The sequence below is a fragment of the Duganella sp. AC917 genome (genome assembly GCF_979258245.1).
Genome location: NZ_OZ409848.1, coordinates 1,839,666 through 1,856,997 on the forward strand (window position 1 = coordinate 1,839,666; position 17,332 = coordinate 1,856,997).

Consider the following 17,332-nt stretch of genomic DNA (forward strand, 5'->3'; position numbering starts at 1 on the left):
ACCATCCCGGCCCAAGGGAGAATCACATGAAACAAATATCACAGCACAAAGCAATCCTGCCCGGCCTTGTGGGCCTGGCCGCATTCGGACTGACCGGCTGGGGGTTGTTTGGCCTGCACGCCAGGGAGGCGTCGCCGGAAGCGGCCACGCCGGTCCTCGTACATGACGGCGATGCCCTGCTGATACCGGAAAAATCCCCACTGAGAAAATCGCTGCTGGTGGCTGCGGTGGTGGAGCAAAGCGTGGCGGTGCCGTTCACGCTCCCCGCCGTGGTGGAAGCCGATCCGGCGCGCCTGGTCAAGGTGATGACGCCGCTGGCGGGCCGTATCGTCCGTGCTTACAAACAGCTGGGAGACCAGGTCAAGGCCGGCGACGTGCTGTTCACGATCGATTCGCCCGATTTCGCCCAAGTCATCGCCGACGCGGGCAAGGCGCGCGCCGCGTTGACAATGGCCTCGCATAGCCTGGAGCGACAGCGTGAACTCGACAAATCGGACCTTGCGGTGCGCCGAGACCTGGAGCAAGCGCTGAGCGATTTCGCCCAGGCGACCAGCGAAGCGGCGCGTGCCGAGGCCCGCCTGCGGCAGACCGGTGCCCGTGCCGGCGCTGCAGCCGACGGCAAGCTGGCGGTGCGCTCGCCCATCGCCGGCCGCGTGGTGGACCTGGCGGCTGCCGAAGGCGCCTACTGGAACGACGCCACCGCGCCGCTGATGACGGTGGCGGACCTGTCCCGCGTCTTCGTCAGCGCCAACGCGCAGGAAAAGGACCTGGCGCGGCTCTACGCGGGCCAGCAGGCCAGCGTCAAGCTGGACGCCTATGCGGCGCCGCTGGCGGGTCAGGTACGCTACGTCGGCGAACTGCTGGATGCGGATACCCGCACGGTCAAAGTGCGGCTGCCGTTCGAGAATCGCGACGGCCGCCTCAAACCCGGCATGTTCGCCGAGGCCACGCTGTCGTCGCGGCCGCACCAGGCCATCCTGGTGCCGATGGCTGCGGTGATCCAGGGCGGCTTCTCCAGCCGCGCCTTCGTCGAAGTGGCGCCATGGCGCTTCGCCCCGCGCGACGTCAAGCTGGGCGCGCAGATCGGCCAGCAGATCGAGGTGGTGGCCGGCTTGAAAACGGGCGAGCGCATCGTGGTCAAAGATGGAGTGCTGCTCAATGATTGATCGCATCGTCACCCTGTGCTTTAACCGGCGCGGCATCGTCGCGCTGATCTTCCTGCTGGTGACGCTGTACGGCGGCTATTGCTGGACCCAGTTGCCACTGGAAGCCTATCCCGACATCGCCGACACCACCTCGCAAGTGGTCACCCAGGTCAACGGCCTGGCAGCCGAGGAGGTGGAGCAGCAGATCACCATTCCGCTCGAACGCGAGATCATGGGCACGCCCGGCATGCATGTGATGCGCTCGAAGTCGACCTTCGGTCTGTCGCTGATCACGGTCGTGTTCGAGGACGGCGCGGAGGATTACTGGTCGCGCCAGCGCCTGCAGGAGCGCATCGCCGCCGTCAGCCTTCCGTATGGCGCGCAGCCGGGGCTTGACGCCCTGACGTCGCCGATCGGCGAAATCTACCGCTACACGCTCGAATCGAAGACGCGCGGCCTGCGCGAATTGTCCGAGCTGCAGCGCTGGAAGGTGATCCCGCGCCTGAAGCAGGCGTCCGGCGTGGTCGACGTCACCAACTTCGGTGGCCTGAGCACGCAGTTTCTGCTGGAGTTCGACCCGCTCAAGCTGTCCAAATACCACCTGTCGCTGACGCAGATCACGCAGGCCATCGCCGCCAACAACGCCAACGCCGGCGGCAGCGTGATGACACGCGGCGAACAAGGCCTGGTCGTGCGCGGGGTGGGGCTGATCCACAGCCTGGACGACCTGGGTAACATCGTCGTCGCGCAGAAGAACGGGGTGCCGGTGCTGGTCAAGGACCTGGGCAACGTCACGCTGGGTAATCAGGAGCGGCACGGGGTGCTGGGCAAGGACCATGTGCCGGACACGGTGTCCGGCATCGTACTGCTGCTGAAGAACGAGAATCCGTCGCGCGTGATCGCCGGCGTCCACGAAGCGGTGCGCGAGTTGAACGACCATCTGCTGCCCAAGGACGTCAAGGTGGTCGCGTACATGGACCGCAGCACCTTGGTGGAAGCCACCGTGCACACGGTCGGCAAGACCCTGATCGAAGGCGTGGTGCTGGTGACGCTGGTGCTCGCGCTGTTCCTGGGCAGCGTGCGCGCGGCGCTGATCGCGGCGGCCGCCATTCCGGTGTCGCTGATGGTCGCTTTCGTCCTGATGCACCACTTTAAGATTCCGGCCAACCTGCTGTCGCTGGGCGCGATCGACTTCGGCATTATCGTCGATGGCGCCATTTTCGTGCTGGAGGCGGTGCTGCGCCGCCGCGAGGAACAGCCCGAGGGCGTCATGAGCGAGGAGGACGCGACCGGAGCGGCTTTGCAGGTGATGAAGCCGACCTGTTTCGGCATGCTGGTCATCATGGTGGCCTATCTGCCGCTGTTCGCGTTCCAGCGCATCGAGTACAAGCTGTTTTCGCCGATGGCGTTCGCGGTGGGCTTCGCGTTGCTGGGCGCCTTGCTGATGACGATGACGCTCATACCCGGCATGGCCTACCAGGCCTTCCGCAAGCCGCGCAAGATCTTCCATAATCCGGTGCTGGCGTGGCTCTTGCCGCGCTACGAAGGGCTGTTGCACCGGCTGGTCGGTGAGACCCGGCTGGTGTTGGCCATGGCGGCGGCGACGCTGGCGGCGGTGATTGTACTGGGCGGCGCGACCGGCCGCGACTTCCTGCCGACGCTCGACGAAGGCTCGATCTGGCTGCAGGTGACGCTGCCGCCCGGAATTTCGCTGGCCAAGGCGACGCAGATGGCGGACGCGCTGCGCGAGGCCACGCTGAAGGAACCGCAGGTGGCGCACGTGGTCACGCAACTGGGCCGCAACGACGAGGGCACCGACCCTTTCACGCCGTCGCACATCGAATGCGCGGTGACACTGCATCCCTACAGCGAATGGCCGTCGGGCATGGTCAAGCAGGACCTCGTCGACAGGCTGTCGGCGCGCTTCCGCGAGCTGCCGCGCACCGAAATCGGATTCTCCCAGCCGATGATCGACGGTGTGCTCGACAAGCTGGCCGGCGCGCACAGCGATCTGGTGGTGAAGGTCTACGGCGAGGACTTCCGCGAGACCCGCAAGCTGGCAGGCGCCGTCGAGCATCTGCTGCGCGGCGTGCCGGGCGCGCAGGACGTCATCATCGACCAGGAACCGCCACTGCCTCAGGTGCGCATCGACGTCGACCGGGCCGCCGCCGCACGGCTCGGCATCAACGTGGCCGACATCATGGCGCTGATCCAGACCGGCATCGGCGGCAGCCCGGTGACGCAGGTCTACGTGGACGACCGCAGCTACGATGTCGCCGCCCGCTTCGGGGGCGCCACGCGCAACGACCCGCAGGCCATCGGCGACCTGATGCTGACCGCCGCCGGCGGCGCACAGGTGGCGCTGGCGCAGGTCGCGCACATCGGCCTGGCCGAAGGTGAAACCACCATCACGCGCGAGATGAACCGCCGCCACCTGACCGTGCGCACCAATCTGCGCGGCCGCGACCTGTCGACCTTCCTGGCCGACGCTCAAGGCCGGATCGCGCGTGAGATACCGTACGACCACGCGCACTACCAGATCACGTGGGGAGGCCAGTTCGAGAACCAGCAGCGCGCCCAGGCGCGTCTGGCGGTGATCGTGCCGGCGGTGCTTGCGCTGATGTTCGTGATGCTGTTCTCAGCCTTCGGCAATCTGCGCCAGCCCGGGTTGATCCTGCTGGCGGTGCCCTTGTCGCTGTTGGGTGGGCTGGTGGCGCTGCAACTGCGCGGCATGACCTTGAACGTGTCGTCGGCGGTCGGATTCATCGCGTTGTTCGGCGTGTCGGTGCTGAACGCGGTGGTCATGCTGTCGAACCTGAACCGCTGGCGCGCGCTGCTGCCAGATGATCTGCGTTCGGCGGTCATCAACGGCGCGCGCGAGCGGGTACGCCCGGTGCTGACCACCGCCACGGTGGCGGCGCTTGGCCTGGTGCCGGCCGCGCTGGCCCATGGCTTGGGCAGCGACGTCCAGCGCCCACTGGCGACGGTGGTCGTCGGCGGGTTGGTGACCGCCACGGTGCTGACGCTGGTCCTGCTGCCCGCGCTGTACTATTTAATAGAGCAATATGCCTCGCGGCGCCTGCCCCGGGCAGCCAATGCGGCCGTGGACGTGGTCGAAGGAGAAGGCGCATGAAGAAAACCTTACCAGCACAAATTGCCGCCATGTTGTCGGCGGCCCTGGTGGCCGGCTGCGCTGCCGGCCCCGATTATGTGCGCCCGGCCGCACCGGCGGCGCAGCGCTACACCGCCAAGCCGCTGGCGCCGGAAACCGCCGCCACGGAGGTTGGCGGCGGCGCGGCCCAGCGTTTCGTGGAGGGACAGGAGATGCCGGAGCAATGGTGGACCACGTTCGGCTCCGACGACTTGAACCATCTGGTCGACGCGGCGCTGGCCGCCAGTCCGGACTTGGCGGCGGCCGAAGCGGCGCTGCGCGCGGCACAGGAAACCGCCGCCGCCCAACGCGGCGCCTACTTTCCCGGCATCGACCTGCATCTGATGCCGACCCGCCAGCGGATCGCCGATCCGCTCTCAAGCCCGACCGCGTCTGGCGTCAATCTGTACACCCTGCATACGGCGCAGCTGAGCGTCGGCTACGCACCCGATGTTTTCGGCGGCGTGCGGCGGCAGGTCGAGGCGGCGGATGCGCAGACCGACGTGGCGCGCTTTCAGCGCGAGGCGGCGCGCTCGGCGCTGATTGCCAATCTGGTGGCCGCTGTTATCGGCGAGGCTGCCGTGCGCTCCCAGCTCGACGCGACGCGCGAGCTGGTGGACATGGCGCGCGCGCAGCTCGACGCGGTGCGCAAGCAGCAACGCGCCGGCCAGTTGGGCGCGGCCGACGTCGCGGCGCAGGAGGCGATGGTGGCCCAAATCGAAGGCGGCCTGCCGCCGCTGGAAAAACAGTTGGCCCAGCAAGGCGACCTGCTGGCAGTGCTTGTCGGGCGCATGCCCAGCGACGGCATCGTCCAGCGCATCGCGTTCGACAGTCTGGCGCTGACCGAGCCCTTGCCATTGAGCTTGCCCGCCCGGTTGGTCGAACGGCGGCCGGATATCCGCGCCGCCGAAGCCCAGCTGCGCGCCGCCAGCGCCCAGATCGGTATCGCGCAAGCGGCCCGGCTACCGAACATCTCGTTGACGGCCACCCTGGGCAGCTCGGCGCTCGATGCCGGCACGCTGTTCAAGGCCGGCGCCGGTTTCTGGAGCATCGGCGCGGATCTGTTGCAACCGGTGTTCCGGGCAGGGACGCTGATGCATCAGCAACGCGCCGCCGAGGCCACCTACGAACAAGTCGCCGCCCAATATCGCTCGGTGGTGCTATTGGCGTTCCAGAACGTCGCCGCCGCGCTGCACGCGGTCGAGGCCGACGCCCAAACCCTGCAAGCGGCATCGGCCAGCGAACGCGCCGCGCGCAGGAGCCTGACGATCGCGCAGCGTCAATGGCAGCTGGGCGCGATCGCCTATCCGGCCGTGCTGCAGGCACAACAGGCATATCAACAGGCGGCAATTGCGCTGATACCGGCCCGCGCCGCGCGCTACACCGACACCGTCGCCTTGTTCCAGTCCCTGGGCGGATAAGCCTATACCGGTGGCGTGCCGGCGGCCAGGAAGATGGCCTTGATGTCGTCCAGTTGTTCGTCGATGGAGTAGGGCAGCGCCTTGGCCAGCAGGTCGAGCACGATGAGGGCGTTGATGGCGCCGTCATCGTCGACCGCGTGCCGCAGCCGTCTGGCCATGGCGCCGTTGACGGTCTGGAGCGCCAGGTAGCGCGCCTTCAAGCCATCGAGCTCCCAGTCCGGCGTGCCGCCTTGCCTGGCCAGCAGATACTGTCCCAGCAGATAGGTCGAGGCCGCCCTGTAGATGGTTTCTTCCTCCGAGGCGAACGGCAGATGGAAATGCGCCATCGGCCGTAGAAAGGCCGCGTGCGGGCAGGCGCTGCCGGCCGCAAGCAAGCCCATCAGTGCGCCGACGCCGCGCTGCACCGTGGTGACCTTGCCGACCTTGCGCTCCCGCGTTTGCACCCGCACCTCGACCTGCTCATACGAGCGTAGCTTGCCGATCATGTCGATCAGGGGGATGAAGCGTACCGCCATCGGACAGCGCGGTGTGGTGGCAGGGACCAGCGGGCAGTTGGGACACTGCTCGAACTCCAGCGCGGTCCAGGCCGGGAGGTCGGCGGTCTGCGCCTCGCCACCGTCGGAGACCGCGCAACTGGCCGTGACCCCGTCTGGGAAGCGAAAGTGATACAGCACATTTTGCATGGCCGCTCCTTGGCGGGACATCGAGGCATCATTGCATTCTGCCACGACATCCCGCCGGGAGGGCGTTTAATGCTTACTCAGCGGCCCATGAAAGGAATCACACCGAAGACCAGCGCGGCGACCAGCATCACCAGCGAGGCGGAGATGGCCCACATCAAGGTATAGCGCTGATGGTCGCCGAACTCGATCTTGGCCATGCCGACCAGCAGGTAGGTCGACGCCACCAGCGGGCTGAGCAAGTGAACCGGCTGGCCGATGATCGAGGCGCGGCCGATTTCGGCGCCGGTGATGCCATACACGGCGGCCGCCTTCGCCAGGATCGGCACCACGCCGAAGTAGAACGCGTCGTTCGAGATAAAGAACGTGAACGGGATGCTCAGCACGCCGGTGACGATGGCCAGGTAAGGTCCCATCCAGGTCGGAATGGCGGTGATCACGCTGGCGGCGATGGCGTCGACCATCTTGGTGCCTTGCAGGATGCCGACGAAAATGCCTGCGGCGAAGATCAGCGAGACGACCGGCAGCACGTTGGCGGCATGGGCGGTCAGGCGTTCCTTCTGATCCTCCAGCTTCGGATAGTTGATCATGATGGCGATCGCGAAGGCGATCATGAACAGCACCGGCAGCGGCAGCGCGCCCTTGATCAGCATCGCCATCAGCGCCAAGGTCAGCGCCAGGTTGATCCAGATCAGCTTTGGCCGCGCGGTTTGCGGGTCGGTCAGCTTGATGTCGCCGCCGGAACCGTCTTCGCCGCTGTTCGGCGCCCCGTGAAGGTGGACCACCTTGGCGAACGCGGCGCTCTGGTCGGCATTGACGTTGACCTGGCGGGGGCGACCGGCGTTGCCGATCTGGCCAGAGCCGCCCATCGCGCCGTGCATGCCCATGGCCGCGTTCACTTGCTGCAGCTGGGCGACACCGGTGTAAGCGGGTTGCACGCCGACCGCGTCGACTTCCGCCGCAACCGCCTTGGTGGCCTTGGCTGGCAGCAGCTCGACCACGCCGAGACGGTTGCGCTCCTTGCGGCCCAGCACGTAAGCCACGAACAGCACCCAGCACACGCCGGCGATCATGGCCGGTATCATCGGCACGAAGATGTCGCTGACGTCCACGGCCAGCGCGCTGGCGGCGCGGGCGGTCGGGCCGCCCCACGGCAGGATGTTGAAGACGCCGCCGGCCAGCATGATCACGCACGCCATGACCAGACGGCTGATGCCGAGCCGCTGATACAGCGGCAGCATGGCCGAGACGGTGATCATATAGGTGGTGGCGCCGTCGCCGTCGAGCGAGACGATCATCGTCAGCACGGCGGTGCCGACCACGATCTTCATCGGGTCGCCTTTGACCAGCTTGAGGATCAGGCGCACGACCGGGTCGAACAGGCCGGCGTCGATCATGACGCCGAAGTACAGGATGGCGAACATCAGCATCACGCCGGTGGGGGCAAGCTGCTTGATGCCGGCGAGCATCATCGGGCCCAGCTCCGCGCCGAAACCGCCGATCAGGCCGAAGCCGATCGGCACCAGGATCAGCGCGACCATCGCCGGCAGGCGTTTGGTCATGATCAAGAACATAAAGACTACGACCATGGAATAGGCGAGTACGGTCAACATTTAATTCTCCTCAGGGGTCGCCTCAGAAAACGGAAAATAAAGCACGCTAAGCCGGTTGCAGCGGTCGTAGCGGCCTGAACTTGCCCGCGCCGATCTTGGCGCTGCTGCGCCAGAGGTAATCGCCGGTGAGGTTGATGTGCTCCCAACCGAGCGGCGACAGGTACTGCAACAGCGCGTCATCAACGGCATGGCCGTTGCCACGCAGCGCGTGCGCAGCCCGTTCCAGATAGACCGTGTTCCACAACACGACGGCAGCCGTTACCAGATTGAGGCCGCTAGCCCGGTAGCGCTGCTGCTCGAAACTGCGGTCGCGGATTTCACCCAGGCGGTTGAAAAACACTGCCCTGGCCAGCGCATTGCGCGCCTCGCCCTTGTTCAGGCCGGCATGCACGCGGCGGCGCAGTTCCACGCTTTGCAGCCAGTCCAGGATGAACAGCGTGCGCTCGATGCGGCCCAGCTCGCGGAGCGCCACGGCCAGGCCGTTCTGGCGTGGGTAGCTGCCGAGCTTTCGGAGCATCAGGGAGGCCGTCACCGTGCCCTGCTTGATCGAGGTGGCCAGCCGCAGGATTTCGTCCCAATGGGCGCGGACGTGCTTGATGTTGAGCGTGCCGCCGATCATGGGTTTCAGCGCGTCATAGGCGGCGTCGCCCTTCGGGATGTAGAGCTTGGTGTCGCCCAGGTCGCGGATGCGCGGCGCGAAGCGGAAGCCCAGGAGGTGCATCAGGGCGAAGACGTGATCGGTGAAGCCCGCCGTGTCGGTGTAATGCTCCTCGATCCGCAAGTCGGACTCGTGGTACAGCAGGCCGTCGAGCACGTAGGTCGAATCGCGCACGCCGACGTTCACGACCTTGGTGTGAAATGGCGCGTACTGGTCAGAAATGTGGGTGTAGAACGTCCGCCCTGGGCTGCTCCCGTATTTCGGGTTGATGTGGCCGGTGCTCTCGGCCTTGCTGCCGGTGCGGAAGTTCTGGCCGTCCGACGATGAGGTGGTGCCGTCGCCCCAGTGCTCGGCGAAGGGATGGCGGAACTGTGCGTTGACCAGATCGGCCAGCGCCGCCCCGTAGGTTTCGTCGCGGATGTGCCAGGCTTGCAGCCAAGCCAGCTTGGCGTAGGTCGTGCCGGGGCAAGACTCCGCCATCTTGGTCAGGCCCAGGTTGATCGCGTCGGCGAGGATCGTGGTCAGCAACAGGTTCTTGTCTTTGGCCGGGTCGCCCGATTTCAGATGCGCGAAATGCCGAGTGAAGCCCGTCCATTCGTCCACCTCCAGCAGCAGTTCGGTGATCTTGACGTGCGGCAGGATCATTGCCGTCTGGTCGATCAGCGCTTGGGCGGTGTCGGGTACCGCCGCGTCGAGCGGCGTGATCTTCAAGCCTGACTCGGTGATGATGGCGTCCGGCAGCTCGTTGGCCGTCGCCATACGGTTGACGGTGGCAAGCTGTGTTTCCAGCAGCGTCAGCCGGTCGTTCAGGTACCGGTTGCAGTCGGTGGCCACGGCCAGCGGCAATTCGCTGGCCTGCTTGAGGCTGGCGAATTTCGCGGGCGGCACCAGGTAGTCCTCGAAGTCCTTGAACTGGCGCGACCCCTGCACCCAGATGTCGCCGGAACGCAACGCGTTCTTCATCTCCGACAGCGCGCACAGTTCGTAGTAGCGCCGGTCGATGCCGGTGTCGGTCATGACCAGCTTCTGCCAGCGCGGCTTGATGAACTCGGTCGGCGCGTCGGCGGGCACCTTGCGGGCGTTGTCGCTGTTCATGCCGCGCAGCACCTCGATGGCGTCGAGCACGTCCTTCGCGGCGGGAGCGGCCCGCAGCTTGAGCACGGCAAGGAATTCCGGCGCGTAGCGGCGCAGCGTGGCGTAGCTTTCGCCGATGCGGTGCAGGAAATCGAAGTCCTCGGGCTGCGCAAGCTTCTGCGCTTCGGTGACGCTCTCGGCGAAGGCATCCCAGGACATGACGGCCTCGATGGCGGCGAACGGATCGCGGCCCGCCTGCTTGGCCTCGATCAGCGCCTGGCCGATGCGGCCGAACAGCCGCACCTTGGCGTTGATCGCCTTGCCGGACGCCTGGAATTGCTGCTGATGCTTGTTCTTGGCGGCGTTGAACAGCTTGCCCAGGATGCGGTCGTGCAGGTCGATGATTTCGTCGGTGACGGTGGCCATGCCCTCGATGGCAAGCGCCACCAGGGTGGCATAGCGTCGCTGCGCCTCGAACTTGGCCAGGTCGGCGGGCGTCATCTGGCCACCCTCACGGGCGATCTTGAGCAGGCGGTTCTGGTGCACCGACCGCTCGATGCCAGAAGGCAGGTCGAGCGCCTGCCACGCTTTGAGGCGTTCGATGTGTTCCAGCATGTGCCGCGAATTCGGTTTGACGGGCGATTGGCGCAGCCAGGCCAGCCAGGTCGTTTTGCCGTTGTCCCGACGCTTGAGCAGATCGTCGAGGCGGCGGCGATGCGCGTCCGACAGCGGTTCGGCCAAGGCATCGTAGATGCGCCGGTTGGCGCGGGTGATTGCTTCGGCGCTCGCCCGCTCGACGGCGTTGAGGGCAGGCAGAATGACCGACTGCTGCCGCAGGTGCTCGATCAAGGTGCTGGCCAGCACGATGCCCTTGTCGGTCTGCAAGGCCATCTCGGTCAGCAACTGGACGGCCTGCCGGTAGTGGCCCATGGTAAAGGGCTGGAAGCCGAACACCGTTTGCAGTTCGACCAGGTGCTCGCGCCGGGTCTGCTCCCGCTGCCCGTATTCGTCCCAGCTTTCGACGCTGACCTTGAGCTGGTCGGCGACCAGTTTCAACAAGGGCGGAAACGGCGGCTCATCGACGCCCAGGATGACACCAGGAAAGCGCAGGTAACAGAGCTGCACGGCGAAGCCCAGCCGGTTGGCCGGGCCGCGCCGCTGCCGGATGATGGAGAGGTCGGTTTCGCTGAACGTGTAGTGACGGATCAACTCATCCTTGGTGTCCGGCAACGCCAGCAGGCTTTCGCGCTCGGCGGCGGACAGGATTGAACGACGTGGCATATTTACTGATCCGTTCTCAAGTATTGATACAGGGTTTCGCGACTGATTCCGAATTCACGAGCCAGCTTGGTCTTTTGCTCGCCAGCCTCGACACGTTGGCGCAGTTCGGCAATACGCTCAGACGACAGGGATTTCTTCCTGCCACGGTAGGCCCCGCGCTGCTTGGCGAGCGCGATGCCCTCGCGCTGCCGCTCGCGGATCAAGGCGCGTTCGAACTCGGCGAACGCGCCCATTACCGACAGCATCAGGTTCGCCATCGGCGAGTCCTCGCCGGTGAAGGTCAAATGCTCCTTAAGGAACTCGATGCGTACGCCGCGCTGGGTGAGGCCCTGCACCAGGCGGCGCAGGTCGTCGAGGTTGCGCGCCAGACGATCCATGCTGTGCACCACGACCGTGTCGCCTTCGCGCACGAAGGCGAGCAGCCGTTCCAGTTCGGGCCGCCGTGTGTCCTTGCCCGACGCCTTGTCGGTGAACACTTTATCCACCTGGATCTGTTCGAGCTGCCGTTCTGGGTTCTGGTCGAAGCTGCTGACGCGGACGTAACCGATGCGCTGACCGTGCAAGGTATCCTCCTGAGGGAAATGTGTCAGGAAGAAATCTATGACCCTTGACGGCGTATGTCAATCAATTCGGAAGGCAACTCTATTCTGACGATTTAGCGCCGGATGGTCTGACGCCAAGTTAGGGTATGCCTCAATCTGACGGTAGCGAGTCGCAGGCGTTCGGATCGGCATCGGTTTCGTTCCCTGTCTTGGCACGCGCTTCGAAGCGTTGATAACACTCCAACCCGCAGAAGTGCTCGACGTATTCCGCGCCTTCCGGGGTGAAGGCGGCATCGAGCGGGATTTCCTTGCAGCACACGCAGCAACTGGTGGTGGTCGAGTCACTTGCATTCATGGTGGCACCCCTCCATTGACTGACGAAGACGGCGAATGCCGCCGCCGGCATTGGCTTCGCGAACAGGAAGCCTTGTCCTGTGTCGCAGTCCGCTTGTCGCAATAGATCAAGACTCGCCGATGTTTCCACGCCTTCAGCCACCACATCCATGCCCAGCCCGTGCGCAAGCTGAATCACGGTGTGCACGATGGTTTGGTCGCGGCGGTCGTTGGCGAGCCCGGCGACAAACGATTGGTCGATCTTGAGCGTGCTGATTGGGCAGCACTTCAGATGTTGCAGACAGGAATACCCCGTCCCGAAGTCATCGGCGGCGAAGCGCACACCGATCTGCCGCAAGGCGTCCAGGGCGGGGAAGATCGCCGGATCACCAAACGCGACCGATTCGGTCAGCTCGATTTCGAGATACTCGGCGGGCAACTCGGCATCAGCCAGCACGCCCTTTACCCACCCGTCGAAGTCCGGTCCCACTTGGCTCGCCGAAACATTGACGGCCAGCCGGAACGGTCGCCATGCCAGCATTCGCCAGTCACGCATCTGGCGGCAGGCTTCGCCCAGCACCCAAGCGCCGATTTCAGGCATCAGGCCGGACGATTCGACCACGGGCAGGAACTGGCCCGGTGGCAATAGTCCAAGCGTCGGATGACGCCAGCGCAACAGGGCTTCCGCGCCGACAATCCCACCACTGCGCAGATCGACGACGGGCTGGTAGTGCAGTTCAAGCTGCCCGCGCTCGACCGCTTGGGCCAGTTCCGGCGTCGTCCATCCATCCGGCCGGAAAGCGCTCATTCTCTTTCCCTGAATGCCCGCAACGCCCGCGACAGGGACAGAAGGAACAGGCCGGTCAAACCGAGCGCCGCGATGACCCAATGCTCGCCGAGGAAAGCACCGGCGGTTGTGCCGGCCAGCACGACAGCGAGGATGGGCAGGTGGCAGGGGCAAGTCAGCACAGCCAGTCCGCCCCACAGGTAGCCGGTGATCGGTTTGTGCGTCTCGGACGGCAAGCGCTCGGGGTTGTTCATGGCAGACTCTCCGCGTGCTGTGCCGGCTCGGTCGGCAGGGTGGCCAACTGCACTTCCAGATCGGCCAACGCTTCGCGCCGACGCTCGACGAACTGACGCAGCAGGGCAAGCTGCGCGGCCGCTTCGTCGCCGTCCGCCGCATCCAGCGCCCGGCACAGCCGCGCCAGCGCGTCGAGGCCGATGCCCGCCTCGAAGGCCGCCCGCACGAAGCACAGCCGTTGCAAGGCGGCGTCATCGAACAAGCCGTAGCCGCCTGGTGTGCACGCCACCGGGCGCAGCAATCCGCGCAGCAGGTAGTCGCGCACGATATGCACGCTCACCCCGGCATCAAGAGCCAGCCGGGACACCGTGTAGGCGTTCATTGAACACCTCCTTTTTCTCACCCGGCGCAGCAGGAAAGCTGCTTCACATCCTTGTTGAAGGTCTGCGCCGCGAGCTTCAACCCCTCGACCATCGTCAGGTAGGGGAACAACTGGTCGGCCAGTTCCTGCACCGTCATGCGGTTGCGAATGGCCAGAGCCGCCGTCTGGATCAGTTCACCCGCTTCCGGCGCGACCGCCTGTACGCCGATCAGCCGATGGCTGCCTTCCTCGATAACCAACTTGATGAAGCCGCGTGTGTCGAAGTTGGCGAGCGCACGCGGCACGTTGTCCAAGGTCAAGGTGCGGCTGTCGGTCTCGATCCCGTCGTGGTGGGCTTCCGCCTCGCTGTAGCCCACGGTCGCCACTTGCGGATCGGTGAACACCACGGCCGGCATTGCGGTCAGGTCGAGCGCCGCATCGCCGCCGGTCATGTTGATCGCGGCACGGGTGCCGGCCGCTGCCGCCACATAGACGAACTGCGGCTGGTCGGTGCAGTCGCCGGCCGCGTAGATGTTCGGGTTGCTCGTGCGCATGCCTTGGTCGATGACGATGGCACCTTGCGCATTGACAGTGACCCCCGCTGCGTCCAGCGCGAGGCTGCGCGTGTTCGGTGTCCGACCGGTGGCAACCAGCAGTTTGTCGGCGCGCAATTCACCGTGCGTGGTGGTCAGCACGAATTCACCGTCCATATGGGCGACCTGGCTGGCTTGCGTGTGCTCCAGCACCTCGATGCCCTCGGCACGGAAAGCGGCTGTCACCGCCTCGCCGATGGCCGGGTCTTCACGGAAGAACAAGGTATTGCGCGCCAGGACCGTGACCTTGCTGCCCAGCCGGGCAAAGGCTTGCGCCAGCTCCAGCGCCACCACCGACGAGCCGATTACGGCAAGGCGTTCGGGAATGGTGTCGCTCGCCAGGGCCTCGGTGGAAGTCCAGTAGGGTGACTCTTTCAAGCCCGGAATCGGCGGGACCGCCGGGCTGGCACCCGTGGCGACCAGGCAGCGGTCGAACATCACGACGCGCTCGCCACCCTCGTTCAAACGGACGGTAAGGCTCTGGTCGTCCTTGAAGCGCGCCTCACCGTGCACAACGGTGATGGCCGGATTACCGCCCAGGATGCCTTCGTACTTGGCGTGCCGCAGTTCGTCGACGCGGGCCTGCTGCTGGGCCAGCAGCTTACTGCGGTCAATCGTAGGCACAGTTGCCGCAATACCGCCATCGAACGGGCTTTCCCGGCGCAGATGGGCGATGTGGGCGGCGCGGATCATGATCTTGGACGGCACACAGCCGACATTGACGCAGGTGCCGCCGATGGTGCCGCGCTCGATCAGCGTGACCTGCGCGCCTTGCTCGACGGCCTTCAGCGCCGCCGCCATCGCGGCTCCACCGCTGCCAATGACCGCTACCTGCACCGGGGGCTCGTTGCCACTGTGCTTTTCGGCGGCGGCCATCCATCCCCGCACCTTGTCGAGCAGTCCGACGCGGTTGTCCGCCAGTGGCGCATCGGCTAGCGTTGCCTTGTAGCCCAGTCCGGCCACGGCGGCAGTCAGCGCGTCCGGCGATGTGCCCGGCACGATGGCGAGTTGCGCTGTGCCCTTCGGATAGGACACCAGCGCCGACTGCACGCCTGGCACTTTTTCCAGCGCTTCCTTGACGTGCGCCGCGCACGAGTCGCAAGTCATGCCGGTGATTTTTAGATGGGTCATGCAACAGATCCTTTATCGTTTGTGGCGCCAGACAATGACGTCCGTTGTGCTGCGGTGCCGTTTTCAGTGACTCACTGCTTGACGCTGGACGGATAGCCCGCGTCTGCGGTTGCCTTGGTCAGCTTCTGCACGCTGGTCTTGGCATCGTCGAAGGTGACGACCGCTTGGCGTGTCTCGAAAGTCACGTCAACTTTGCTGACGCCTTCGACCTTGGAAATCGCCTTCTTGACAGTGATCGGGCAGGCGGAGCAGGTCATGCCCGGTACGGACAGCGTGACGGTCTGGGTGGCGGCCCAGACGGGGGCAACAACGGCGGCGAGGGCGAGGGAGGCAAACAGTTTCTTCATGGTGAACTCCGATCAGTAGAAAAATGGCATGACGTAGGGAAATCCGAGCGCGACCAGAACCAGCGCGGCCACGATCCAGAAAATGAGCTTGTAAGTAGCTCGCACTTGGGGAATCGCGCAGACCTCACCCGGTTTGCAGGCCGCTGCCTGCCGGTAGATGCGCCGCCAGGCGAAGAACAACGCCACCAGCGCCACGCCGATAAAGATGGGGCGATAGGGTTCCAACACCGCCAAGTTGCCGATCCAAGCGCCGCTGAACCCCAAGGCGATCAGAACCAACGGCCCGAGGCAGCAAGCCGAGGCGAGGATGGCGGCAAGCCCTCCAGTGAAGAGCGCGCCGCGCCCGGTTTTTGGTTCAGACATGCGCTTGTCCTTTCGAATTGAAATTGGATAGCGTAACCTTACTTCCGTACTCATGTACGGAGTCAAGCGATATGGAAAACAATTTGGAGAACCTGACCATTGGCGTTTTCGCCAAGGCGGCCGGGGTCAATGTGGAGACCATCCGTTTCTATCAGCGCAAGGGCTTGTTGCTGGAGCCTGACAAGCCCTATGGCAGCATCCGCCGCTATGGCGAGGCGGATGTAACGCGGGTGCGCTTCGTGAAATCAGCCCAGCGGCTGGGCTTCAGCCTGGATGAGATCGCCGAGCTGCTGCGGCTGGAGGATGGCACCCATTGCGAGGAAGCCAGCAGTCTGGCCGAGCACAAGCTCAAGGACGTGCGCGAGAAAATGGCTGACCTGGCGCGCATGGAGGCCGTGCTGTCTGAGTTGGTGTGCGCCTGCCATGCGCGAAGGGGGAACGTTTCCTGCCCGCTGATCGCGTCACTACAGGGTGGAGCAAGCTTGGCAGGTTCGGCTATGCCTTAGCGTGCTTTATTTTCCGTTTTCTGAGACGACCCCTTGGGTGTTCATCGGACTTTCTCCGGTAGTTGACCTGGGCGAAATGCCCGGCCTTCAAGTGCTATATTAGGGCAAAATGTCCTAATCGTCAAGCACTTTAGCTAAACGTTTTAGCCGCTAAACCTTGCCCTTTCCCTTGGCGTGCATTACAATGTAATTCACGAACCCAACCGGAGAACCAATCATGGCTGCAAACCAGCTCGTACAAACGCGCATCGACGGCGCGATCAAGGAAGAAGCGGCGGCCGTCCTGGCCGCGATGGGCCTTACCGTGTCCGACGCGGTGCGGCTGCTGCTCACGAAGGTGGCCCAGGACAAGGCGCTGCCCTTCGAGCCGCTGATTCCGAACGCCACCACCATCGAGGCGATGAAGGAAGCCCGCAAGGGCAAGCTGCCGCGCTTCGCCACCGTCAACGATCTGATGGCCGATCTGCATGCGGCAGATTGAGCGCACCGGCCAGTTCAAGCGCGACTACAAGCGCGAGGCGAAAGGGCAGCACCGGGCCACGCTCGACGCCGACCTGGTGCCCGTCCTGGTCGCGCTCGCCGACGACCAGCCGCTGGAACCTCGGCACCGCGACCACGCGCTGACCGGGGACTGGAAGGATCACCGGGATTGCCACGTCAAGCCCGACCTGGTGCTGATCTACCAGAAGCCCGACGCCGACACGCTGCGCCTGGTGCGCCTCGGCTCTCACTCCGAACTCGGCTTGTGATCGGCGCGGGCCTGGCCCCGCGTCTCACGTTTCATTGACACTTGAGGGGCGCTTTCCGCGCCACCGGCCGAGCTGGCCGACCCCCTTCCTTGGCGTAAAACCTGCGGCGGTGGAGCTGCTGCGATGCTTGAGGATCGCGCGGCCGGTCGAACCGCGGCGACCTGGTTGGGGAGTGTGAGGGGGCTTTGCCCCCTCGCAAGCTCTCGAACTTACTGCCTTCCGCCAGGCGCTTGCGCCTGGCTCTCCTAAGCCGTAGCGCCGAAGGCGCTCCATTGTGGGGTGAGGCCGCAAGGCGGCCGAGGGGCGTAGCCCCTGGGGGGATGGGAGGCCGCTTGCGGCCGGGTGGGATCGAGAAGGGGGGTT

16 protein-coding genes are annotated in these 17,332 nt (G+C 65.2%); 6 read left to right on the forward strand and 10 right to left on the reverse strand.

Annotated features, from left to right (window positions below; all coding sequences use genetic code 11):
- Window positions 1-26: 26 nt before the first annotated feature.
- The 3 genes from ACZ0BA_RS08055 to ACZ0BA_RS08065 are packed head-to-tail and all read left to right on the forward strand — an operon-like array spanning window position 27 to window position 5,717.
- Window positions 27-1,166, forward strand: coding sequence for an efflux RND transporter periplasmic adaptor subunit (locus tag ACZ0BA_RS08055; RefSeq protein WP_463450797.1), 1,140 nt, complete (start codon window positions 27-29; stop codon window positions 1,164-1,166).
- Window positions 1,159-4,278, forward strand: a complete 3,120-nt coding sequence (locus ACZ0BA_RS08060) for an efflux RND transporter permease subunit (protein ID WP_463450798.1) — start codon at window positions 1,159-1,161, stop codon at window positions 4,276-4,278. The genes ACZ0BA_RS08055 and ACZ0BA_RS08060 overlap by 8 nt, the downstream gene beginning before the upstream one ends.
- Window positions 4,275-5,717: an efflux transporter outer membrane subunit gene (locus ACZ0BA_RS08065; protein ID WP_463450799.1), complete on the forward strand. Its 1,443-nt coding sequence runs from the start codon at window positions 4,275-4,277 to the stop codon at window positions 5,715-5,717. Before ACZ0BA_RS08060 ends, ACZ0BA_RS08065 begins: the two co-directional genes overlap by 4 nt.
- A 2-nt stretch (window positions 5,718-5,719) precedes the next feature.
- Here the strand turns inward: ACZ0BA_RS08065 and ACZ0BA_RS08070 are convergent, their stop codons facing one another.
- The 10 genes from ACZ0BA_RS08070 to merT all read right to left on the reverse strand — a co-directional run bounded on the left by ACZ0BA_RS08070 (window position 5,720) and on the right by merT (window position 15,714).
- Window positions 5,720-6,400 carry a DUF6901 family protein gene (locus ACZ0BA_RS08070; protein WP_463450800.1) on the reverse strand — a complete coding sequence of 227 codons (681 nt, stop codon included), beginning with the start codon at window positions 6,398-6,400 and terminating at the stop codon, window positions 5,720-5,722.
- A gap of 77 nt (window positions 6,401-6,477) precedes the next feature.
- The gene (locus ACZ0BA_RS08075; RefSeq protein ID WP_463450801.1) at window positions 6,478-8,010 is read right to left on the reverse strand and encodes a CitMHS family transporter; all 1,533 of its coding nucleotides are present in this window, start codon (window positions 8,008-8,010) and stop codon (window positions 6,478-6,480) included.
- 46 nt (window positions 8,011-8,056) lie between these two features.
- Window positions 8,057-11,023, reverse strand: coding sequence for a Tn3 family transposase (locus tag ACZ0BA_RS08080; protein WP_001138070.1), 2,967 nt, complete (start codon window positions 11,021-11,023; stop codon window positions 8,057-8,059).
- Window positions 11,024-11,025: 2 nt separating this feature from the next.
- On the reverse strand, window positions 11,026-11,586 hold the full coding sequence (locus ACZ0BA_RS08085) for a recombinase family protein (RefSeq protein ID WP_003124096.1): 561 nt from the start codon (window positions 11,584-11,586) through the stop codon (window positions 11,026-11,028).
- A 130-nt stretch (window positions 11,587-11,716) separates the two neighbouring features.
- Entirely contained in the window at window positions 11,717-12,706 is a 990-nt protein-coding gene (locus ACZ0BA_RS08090; protein WP_003132006.1) for a DUF3330 domain-containing protein, read from the reverse strand.
- Window positions 12,703-12,939, reverse strand: a complete 237-nt coding sequence (gene merE / locus ACZ0BA_RS08095) for a broad-spectrum mercury transporter MerE (RefSeq protein ID WP_003132004.1) — start codon at window positions 12,937-12,939, stop codon at window positions 12,703-12,705. Before merE ends, ACZ0BA_RS08090 begins: the two co-directional genes overlap by 4 nt.
- Entirely contained in the window at window positions 12,936-13,301 is a 366-nt protein-coding gene (gene merD, locus ACZ0BA_RS08100) for a mercury resistance co-regulator MerD (protein WP_000995360.1), read from the reverse strand. The genes merE and merD overlap by 4 nt, the downstream gene beginning before the upstream one ends.
- 17 nt (window positions 13,302-13,318) lie before the next feature.
- Window positions 13,319-15,004 carry a mercury(II) reductase gene (gene merA / locus ACZ0BA_RS08105; protein ID WP_003156770.1) on the reverse strand — a complete coding sequence of 562 codons (1,686 nt, stop codon included), beginning with the start codon at window positions 15,002-15,004 and terminating at the stop codon, window positions 13,319-13,321.
- A 71-nt stretch (window positions 15,005-15,075) separates the two neighbouring features.
- Entirely contained in the window at window positions 15,076-15,351 is a 276-nt protein-coding gene (gene merP, locus ACZ0BA_RS08110) for a mercury resistance system periplasmic binding protein MerP (RefSeq protein ID WP_003131987.1), read from the reverse strand.
- A gap of 12 nt (window positions 15,352-15,363) precedes the next feature.
- Window positions 15,364-15,714, reverse strand: a complete 351-nt coding sequence (gene merT / locus ACZ0BA_RS08115) for a mercuric ion transporter MerT (RefSeq protein ID WP_003131974.1) — start codon at window positions 15,712-15,714, stop codon at window positions 15,364-15,366.
- Window positions 15,715-15,785: 71 nt separating this feature from the next.
- On the opposite strand from merT, the gene ACZ0BA_RS08120 reads away from it, so the two are divergent.
- From ACZ0BA_RS08120 to ACZ0BA_RS08130, 3 genes are all read left to right on the forward strand, one after another.
- Complete coding sequence (locus ACZ0BA_RS08120) at window positions 15,786-16,220, forward strand: mercury resistance transcriptional regulator MerR (RefSeq protein WP_003131969.1); 435 nt, start codon at window positions 15,786-15,788, stop codon at window positions 16,218-16,220.
- 217 nt (window positions 16,221-16,437) lie between these two features.
- Window positions 16,438-16,701: a type II toxin-antitoxin system RelB/DinJ family antitoxin gene (locus tag ACZ0BA_RS08125; RefSeq protein WP_011114070.1), complete on the forward strand. Its 264-nt coding sequence runs from the start codon at window positions 16,438-16,440 to the stop codon at window positions 16,699-16,701.
- A complete protein-coding gene (locus tag ACZ0BA_RS08130) occupies window positions 16,688-16,969 on the forward strand; it encodes a type II toxin-antitoxin system YafQ family toxin (RefSeq protein ID WP_011114071.1) in 282 nt (93 codons plus the stop codon). The genes ACZ0BA_RS08125 and ACZ0BA_RS08130 overlap by 14 nt, the downstream gene beginning before the upstream one ends.
- Window positions 16,970-17,332: the final 363 nt, after the last annotated feature.

What these genes read in the sequence shown, in the direction of transcription:
- ACZ0BA_RS08125 (WP_011114070.1), top strand. Translation starts at nt 16,438, where the DNA reads ATGGCTGCAAACCAGCTCGTACAAACGCGCATCGACGGCGCGATCAAG.
- ACZ0BA_RS08070 (WP_463450800.1), bottom strand. Translation starts at nt 6,400, where the DNA reads ATGCAAAATGTGCTGTATCACTTTCGCTTCCCAGACGGGGTCACGGCC.
- ACZ0BA_RS08065 (WP_463450799.1), top strand. Translation starts at nt 4,275, where the DNA reads ATGAAGAAAACCTTACCAGCACAAATTGCCGCCATGTTGTCGGCGGCC.
- ACZ0BA_RS08090 (WP_003132006.1), bottom strand. Translation starts at nt 12,706, where the DNA reads ATGAGCGCTTTCCGGCCGGATGGATGGACGACGCCGGAACTGGCCCAA.
- ACZ0BA_RS08055 (WP_463450797.1), top strand. Translation starts at nt 27, where the DNA reads ATGAAACAAATATCACAGCACAAAGCAATCCTGCCCGGCCTTGTGGGC.
- ACZ0BA_RS08060 (WP_463450798.1), top strand. Translation starts at nt 1,159, where the DNA reads ATGATTGATCGCATCGTCACCCTGTGCTTTAACCGGCGCGGCATCGTC.
- ACZ0BA_RS08130 (WP_011114071.1), top strand. Translation starts at nt 16,688, where the DNA reads ATGCGGCAGATTGAGCGCACCGGCCAGTTCAAGCGCGACTACAAGCGC.
- ACZ0BA_RS08080 (WP_001138070.1), bottom strand. Translation starts at nt 11,023, where the DNA reads ATGCCACGTCGTTCAATCCTGTCCGCCGCCGAGCGCGAAAGCCTGCTG.
- ACZ0BA_RS08120 (WP_003131969.1), top strand. Translation starts at nt 15,786, where the DNA reads ATGGAAAACAATTTGGAGAACCTGACCATTGGCGTTTTCGCCAAGGCG.
- merP (WP_003131987.1), bottom strand. Translation starts at nt 15,351, where the DNA reads ATGAAGAAACTGTTTGCCTCCCTCGCCCTCGCCGCCGTTGTTGCCCCC.
- merE (WP_003132004.1), bottom strand. Translation starts at nt 12,939, where the DNA reads ATGAACAACCCCGAGCGCTTGCCGTCCGAGACGCACAAACCGATCACC.
- ACZ0BA_RS08075 (WP_463450801.1), bottom strand. Translation starts at nt 8,010, where the DNA reads ATGTTGACCGTACTCGCCTATTCCATGGTCGTAGTCTTTATGTTCTTG.
- merA (WP_003156770.1), bottom strand. Translation starts at nt 15,004, where the DNA reads ATGACCCATCTAAAAATCACCGGCATGACTTGCGACTCGTGCGCGGCG.
- merD (WP_000995360.1), bottom strand. Translation starts at nt 13,301, where the DNA reads ATGAACGCCTACACGGTGTCCCGGCTGGCTCTTGATGCCGGGGTGAGC.
- merT (WP_003131974.1), bottom strand. Translation starts at nt 15,714, where the DNA reads ATGTCTGAACCAAAAACCGGGCGCGGCGCGCTCTTCACTGGAGGGCTT.